The sequence below is a fragment of the Mycobacterium sp. ACS4331 genome, assembly GCF_001667265.1.
Lineage (GTDB): Bacteria > Actinomycetota > Actinomycetes > Mycobacteriales > Mycobacteriaceae > Mycobacterium.
The window spans coordinates 24,178-30,205 of the sequence record NZ_LZHW01000064.1; the positions used below are offsets into that span (position 1 = coordinate 24,178).

Consider the following 6,028-nt stretch of genomic DNA (forward strand, 5'->3'; position numbering starts at 1 on the left):
CGGGTCAGTCACCGGACAGTTGGAACTCCACCATCGCCGTGACCGTCTCGACGGCCTCCCGCAGGGCGGGCAGGCGCGCCGCCGGTGAGGCCGCGGCCAACACCGCGTACCGGTCGGCGGGGTTCATCGGCAGCACCGTCGCCAGCGCGTACATCCGGCTTCCCGGATCGTGCGGCAGGTCACCGAAGACGGCCTCCCGTGAGGGCGTCGGCGCGTTGCGCGCCGAGGCGATGCGCTCCATCAGAGCCATGATCTGATCCTCGACGACACCGACGTCGGCGGCGCTCACCTCTCCGGGTTCGTCGGGCCACAGCTCGACGGCCGCGCGCGGATAGGGATCGTCGGGCAGCCATTCGGTGACCCGAAACCGTTCCCGCACAGCGCATCTGAGCTGATAGTGACCGCTGCCGTGGTCAGCGAAGGTGACGATGTGGGCGAGTGCGCCGATGTCGAGACGTTCGTCGCCACCCCCCACTTCACGCCCACGGGCGATGAGCACGACACCGAACGCCGGGTCGTCGGTGGCCAGGCAGTCCTGTACCAGCGCGCCGTAGCGTGGTTCGAACACCCGCAGTGGCAGCGTCTCGCCGGGCAGGAACGCCGACTGGAGCGGGAACATCGGGGTCTGCATCACGGCCTCCCCTGGCGGCTAGGTGTCGGTGTCGAGTTCGGCGACCAGCGCGTCGACGACGGCCCGCAGGTCGCCGTCGTGCTCCTCGGCGACGCGACGCTGACGCTGGTACGACCCGCCCGTCCTCGGGATGTCGGCGACGCGAGCCAGCTCCTCGGTGCATTCGAGCGAGCGCGCGACGGGCTCAAGCCGGGTCAGAAGGTCGTCCAGGTCTTCGGTGACCAGCCGTTCATTGCTCTCGTCGTCGAGGATGATGATGGCGTCGAGGCCGTACCGCGCGGCCCGCCACTTGTTCTCCTGCACATGCCAGGGCGGCATGGTCGGCAGCGCCTCGCCCGCGTCGAGGCGCCGGTCGAGGTCCACGATCAGGCAGTGTGTGAGCGCAACGAGCGCCGAGAGTTCCCGAAGATTGGAGACGCCGTCGAAGATCCGCACCTCGATGGTGCCCAGGTGCGGCGACGGGCGGATGTCCCACCGGACCTCGTTGATGTGGTCGATGATGCCGGTCTTCTTCTGGTCGGCGACGAAACCCTCGAACTCCGACCAGGTCTGGAACTGGAACGGCAGGCCCGCGGTGGGCAACTGCTGGAACATCATCGCGCGGTTGCTGGCGTATCCGGTGTCCTCACCCTCCCACCACGGCGACGACGCCGACAGCGCGAGCAGGTGCGGGTACTGGTTGAGCAGCGAGGAGATGATCGGCATGACCTTGTGCGCCGACGACACCCCGACGTGCACGTGCACACCCCAGATCAGCATCTGCCGACCCCACCACTGTGTGCGCTTGATCAGTTCGGCGTACCGCGGTGCGTCGGTGAGCTTCTGCGTCGACCACGTGGCGAAGGGATGCGTTCCAGCGCAGAACAATTCCATGCCCCGGCCGCGCACCACCTGTTGAACTGTCCGCAGCGTCGAGTGGATGTCGTCCATCGCCTCGGCCGAGTTGCGGCAGATGCCGGTGACCACCTCGATGGTGTTGCGCAGCAGTTCCTTGTGCACATGCGGGTTCTCGCCGAGTTCGGCGATCACCTCCGCCGCTTCGTTGCTCAGATCCCGGGTGGCGGCGTCGACGAGAGCGAACTCCCATTCGACGCCGACCGTCGGCCGGTAGGAACCGGCGAAATCGATCCGGTTCCGGTAAGGGTCGAACCGACTACTCGCCGGTGATGACACCACAGGCCACCCGCTTGCCCGCGTCACCGGTGGCCATGGTGGTCTCGTCGGGGCCAGGCGTGCCGTTGACCTGGTTGTAGCGCTCCGGCGGGATGTTGGCGAAGTTGTCGGCCTTCTCGTGGATGATGATCGCGGTCTTGCCGCCGGCCAGCAGGTCCTCTTCGGTGAAGGCGTCGGTGGTGGTCACGAGCTTGGCCGAGCCGTCCTGGCGCACCTGCAGTGAGCTCAGGTCACCGCTGGCGGGGTGTCCGCTGTGGCCGGCCACCTGGAAGTGGCCGCCGGCGGAGTTGAAGTCACCGGGTGCGCCGCCGTTGGGCGCCACCGAGTTCGGCTCACACTTTCCGACCGAGTGGATGTGCAGGCCGTGGAAACCGGGAGCCAGCTTGCCGGTGCCGGTGGTCTCCACCGTCACCGTCACGTACCCGGAGCTGAAGTCGAAGGTCGCGGTCGCGACCTCGGAACCGGAGGCATCGTTGATCGGGACGAGCAGCGAGCCTGCCGCTTGGCCGCCATGGCCGCCCTCTGAGCCGTGCCCACCGGGAGTCGACGGGGCCGGCGAACCGGTCCAGATCGACGGCGTGGTCGCCGGGGCATCGCTGGGAACCTGTCCCGGCGGCGAGCACGCGGCCAGGAGCGCGACAGGGGCGGCAAGGACTGCGACTGAGGCGGTTTTCACGGCGGGCTTGACCATGCGCAGCAGCTTATCCTGTGACCACAACGACGACGCCCGGCGGTTGGTCCAAGACCTGGGGATCCGGAATCCGGGCTTCCACCGGAGCCTCCAGAATCCGCCCGACCTCCTCGGCGGCTTCGCGCTCCCCCTCAGCGGGGCCATAGAACACTGTGGTGACGGGAACGTCGGGCAGCGTCAGGTTGCCGGTCTCGGTGACATTCCAGCCCTGGTCACGCAGGCGTGTGGCGGTGCGATCAGCCGCGCCGGCCACCTCCGAGATGTTGTAGACCCGCACATCGGCCTTGGGCGCGTCGGGCGCGGCCTCGTCCGACTCGGGGGCGGCCGTCGGCGACGCGGACGTCGTCACCGTGGCGGTCGACGCCGTCTCGTCACTGGAGTCGTCTCCCGAGCCCAGCGCCTGGAATCCGACGAGCAGGAAGACGACGCCGAGGAACAACAGCACCATCACCATGGCGCGCAGGGGGAGGCCGGATGAGTCCGGAACACGCTCGTTCATCGGGACCAGCCTAACGTCGCGACGGGCCTACTCCGAACCGCCACGGCGTGCAGTCAGGTGACTTCGAACCCCAGGCGGCGTGCGGCGCGCGCCTTCTGGCGGCTGGCCCGCAGCCTGCGCAGGCGCTTGACCAGCATGGGGTCGGCGGCAAGCGCCTCCGGGCGGTCCACCAGCGCATTGAGCACCTGGTAGTAGCGGGTGGCCGACATGGAGAACAGCTCTTTGATGGCGTCCTCCTTGGAACCGGCGTACTTCCACCATTGCCGCTCGAAGGCGAGGATGTCGTGCTCGCGGCGGGTCAGCCCATCGGTGAGCTCAGCGTCATCACCCGACCGCTGTGCTCTCGCCATGGAGCCGTCCATTCGTTGTTGGCCCTTTCGCCATCGTGGAAATTCACCGCCGAGTACTGCGCGAACATTCAACCACGGCGGCGGGAGTTGAGACGGCAACAAAGCCCGCGAGTCGGCTGACTTAAGCTAACGCCCATGGGAGTCAGACCAATCGTGATCGTGGGCGATCCCGTCCTGCACAATCCGACCCAGCCGGTCGCGGTCGGCGCGGACGGTTCGCTGCCGGCCGATCTGCCGGAACTGATCGCGGACATGTACGACACCATGGACGCCGCGCACGGGGTTGGCTTGGCGGCCAACCAGATCGGTGTCGGACTCCGCCTGTTCGTCTATGACTGTGCCGATGATCGCGGTCAGACCGCCCGCCGCCGCGGCGTGGTGATCAACCCGGTGCTCGAGACCTCCGAGATCCCGGAGACCATGCCCGATCCCGACAACGACGACGAGGGCTGCCTGTCAGTTCCCGGCGAATCGTTCCCGACGGGCCGGGCGAGCTGGGCCCGGGTCACGGGCCTGGACGCCGAGGGCAACGAGATCACGATCGAGGGCAACGGGCTGTTCGCGCGGATGCTGCAGCATGAGACGGGCCACCTCGACGGGTTCCTGTACGTCGACAAGCTGGTCGGCAGGCACGCCAGGGCCGCCAAGAAGACCGTCAAGCGCAACGGATGGGGCGTGCCGGGGCTGTCATGGATGCCGGGCGAGGACCCGGACCCGTTCGGTCACTGATGGTCGAACTGCCCGCGGTGGGTTCCCGGGTGAGCCTGCGGCACCGGTTGCCCCCGGGTTCGGCCAAGCCCCTGACCGACGTCGTCGGGCATCTCGTCGCGGTGGGCACGGATGTGCTGGTGCGCACCAAGTCCGGTGAGACCGTGACTGTGGCGGCGGCCGACGTGGTCGCCGTGCGTGAGCTCTCCCACTCCCCCGTGCGGGCCTCGGAGATCCGCGCGCTCGAACACGCCGCGGCGTCGGCGTGGCCCGGGGTTGAGCAGCAGTGGCTGAACGGCTGGCTGCTGCGGTTCGGACACGGGGTCACCAGTCGCGCGAATTCTGCTGTACCCCTTGATATCTCGGCGCAGTTGTCCGATCTGCTGGAGATCGTCGACTGGTATCGGCAACGCGACCTGCCGGCCTGGCTCGCCCTGCCGGAGCGTCTGCTTCCGGTGCGCGCCGATGGGGTCAAGCACACGCGGGTGATGGTCCGCGATGTCGGGGAGCACGATTCGGGCCCGGCGGCCTCCTTCGCGTCCGTCCCCGACGCGGACTGGCTGCGCGTCTACGAACGCGACGTCCCCGTCGACGTGCTCTCGGCCGTCGTCGACGGCGAGGTGACGTTCGCCCGGATCGGCGACGCGGCGGTCGGCCGTGGCGCGGTCACCTCAGCGCCCGACGGCACCCGATGGCTCGGCATCTCGTCGGTGCGGGTGGCTGCGGAGCGCCGTCGCCGCGGGTTCGCCCGCAGCGTCTGCGAGGCGCTTCTGGCCTGGGGTGCCACACACGGTGCCCAGCGCACATACGTGCAGGTGCTGGCCGACAACGCCCCCGCCGTCGCGTTGTACACGTCGATGGGTTTCCGGCTGCACCACGCATGCCGGTACGTGGCCGCCGAATCACTGGTCCGGCACGTCGGGGGCGCCCCCTAGGATTCACGCCATGCGCTTGGCGACCTGGAACGTGAACTCCATCCGAACTCGAGTGGATCGCGTGGTCGACTGGCTGGAACGTGCCGACGTCGACGTGCTGGCCATGCAGGAGACGAAGTGCACCGACGCCCAGTTCCCCAGCATGCCGTTCGCCGCACTGGGCTATGAGATCGCCCATGTCGGGTTGAACCAGTGGAACGGTGTCGCGATCGCGTCCCGGGTGGGCCTGGACAACGTCGAGGTCGGATTCGAGGGACAGCCCACCTGGTCGGCCAAGCCCGACGTGGAGGCGGCGGCCGAGGCCCGCGCGCTGGGAGCCACCTGCGGCGGAGTGCGGGTGTGGAGTCTGTATGTGCCCAACGGCCGCACCCTGGAGGACCCGCACTACGCGTACAAGCTCGAATGGCTTGCCGCACTTCAGAAATGCGCCGCAGGCTGGGTCGCCGACGATCCAAGCATGCCGATCGCACTGGTCGGAGACTGGAACATCGCACCCCAGGACGAGGACGTGTGGGACATGGCGGTGTTCGAGGGCCGGACGCACGTGTCCGAGCCTGAGCGAGCCGCGTTCCAGGCGATGACCGAGGCGCAGTTCACGGATGTGGTGCGACCGTTCACTCCCGGACCCGGCGTCTACACCTATTGGGATTACACACAATTGGCGTTCCAGAAGCGCCGCGGCATGCGCATCGACTTCATCCTCGGCTCGCCTGCACTGGCCGAACGCGTGACGCATGCCGAGATCGTCAAGGACGAGCGGCGCCCCGGGAAGAAGGGCAGCATCGCGCCCAGCGACCATGCTCCGGTGCTGATCGAGATCTGATCGGGTTTCGCGGCGGCCGTCACCCCTGGCCGTCGACTTGCAGCCACCCGCCCTGCAGTCATCACCGAAGGCTCCGCAGCGGTTCATCCACAGTTGCGACTTCATCCACAATCGGTGCGGTCACATACGCGATCTGTCGGTGTGTGATGTCTCAGGACATCGGTGACGGTTCTGCATCAGGACTTCGGTGACGGTCAGTGTGTCAGGACTTCGGTGAC

Annotated in this window: 8 protein-coding genes; 3 read left to right on the forward strand and 5 right to left on the reverse strand. The window is 68.0% G+C overall.

Going from position 1 to position 6,028, the window contains the following annotated elements; genetic code table 11:
• Positions 1-4 precede the first annotated feature (4 nt).
• From A5727_RS15040 to napA, 5 genes are read right to left on the reverse strand one after another with little or no spacing between them, the layout of a single operon-like run.
• Positions 5-631 carry an LON peptidase substrate-binding domain-containing protein gene (locus A5727_RS15040; RefSeq protein ID WP_068250716.1) on the reverse strand — a complete coding sequence of 209 codons (627 nt, stop codon included), beginning with the start codon at positions 629-631 and terminating at the stop codon, positions 5-7.
• 18 nt (positions 632-649) lie between these two features.
• Positions 650-1,807 carry a glutamate--cysteine ligase gene (locus tag A5727_RS15045; RefSeq protein ID WP_068250718.1) on the reverse strand — a complete coding sequence of 386 codons (1,158 nt, stop codon included), beginning with the start codon at positions 1,805-1,807 and terminating at the stop codon, positions 650-652.
• Positions 1,785-2,495 (reverse strand): superoxide dismutase[Cu-Zn], encoded by a 711-nt coding sequence (gene sodC / locus A5727_RS15050; protein WP_068250722.1) that lies wholly within the window; start codon positions 2,493-2,495, stop codon positions 1,785-1,787. Before sodC ends, A5727_RS15045 begins: the two co-directional genes overlap by 23 nt.
• A gap of 10 nt (positions 2,496-2,505) precedes the next feature.
• Positions 2,506-2,994 carry a LytR C-terminal domain-containing protein gene (locus tag A5727_RS15055; RefSeq protein WP_068250725.1) on the reverse strand — a complete coding sequence of 163 codons (489 nt, stop codon included), beginning with the start codon at positions 2,992-2,994 and terminating at the stop codon, positions 2,506-2,508.
• Positions 2,995-3,047: 53 nt separating this feature from the next.
• Positions 3,048-3,356 (reverse strand): nucleoid-associated protein NapA, encoded by a 309-nt coding sequence (gene napA / locus A5727_RS15060; RefSeq protein WP_068250728.1) that lies wholly within the window; start codon positions 3,354-3,356, stop codon positions 3,048-3,050.
• 123 nt (positions 3,357-3,479) lie between these two features.
• Between napA and A5727_RS15065 the strand changes: the two genes are divergently transcribed.
• From A5727_RS15065 to A5727_RS15075, 3 genes are read left to right on the forward strand one after another with little or no spacing between them, the layout of a single operon-like run.
• On the forward strand, positions 3,480-4,073 hold the full coding sequence (locus A5727_RS15065) for a peptide deformylase (RefSeq protein ID WP_068250731.1): 594 nt from the start codon (positions 3,480-3,482) through the stop codon (positions 4,071-4,073).
• A complete protein-coding gene (locus A5727_RS15070) occupies positions 4,073-4,987 on the forward strand; it encodes an N-acetylglutamate synthase, CG3035 family (RefSeq protein WP_068250736.1) in 915 nt (304 codons plus the stop codon). The genes A5727_RS15065 and A5727_RS15070 overlap by 1 nt, the downstream gene beginning before the upstream one ends.
• Positions 4,988-4,997: 10 nt before the next feature.
• The gene (locus A5727_RS15075) at positions 4,998-5,810 is read left to right on the forward strand and encodes an exodeoxyribonuclease III (protein WP_068250737.1); all 813 of its coding nucleotides are present in this window, start codon (positions 4,998-5,000) and stop codon (positions 5,808-5,810) included.
• Positions 5,811-6,028 lie beyond the last annotated feature (218 nt).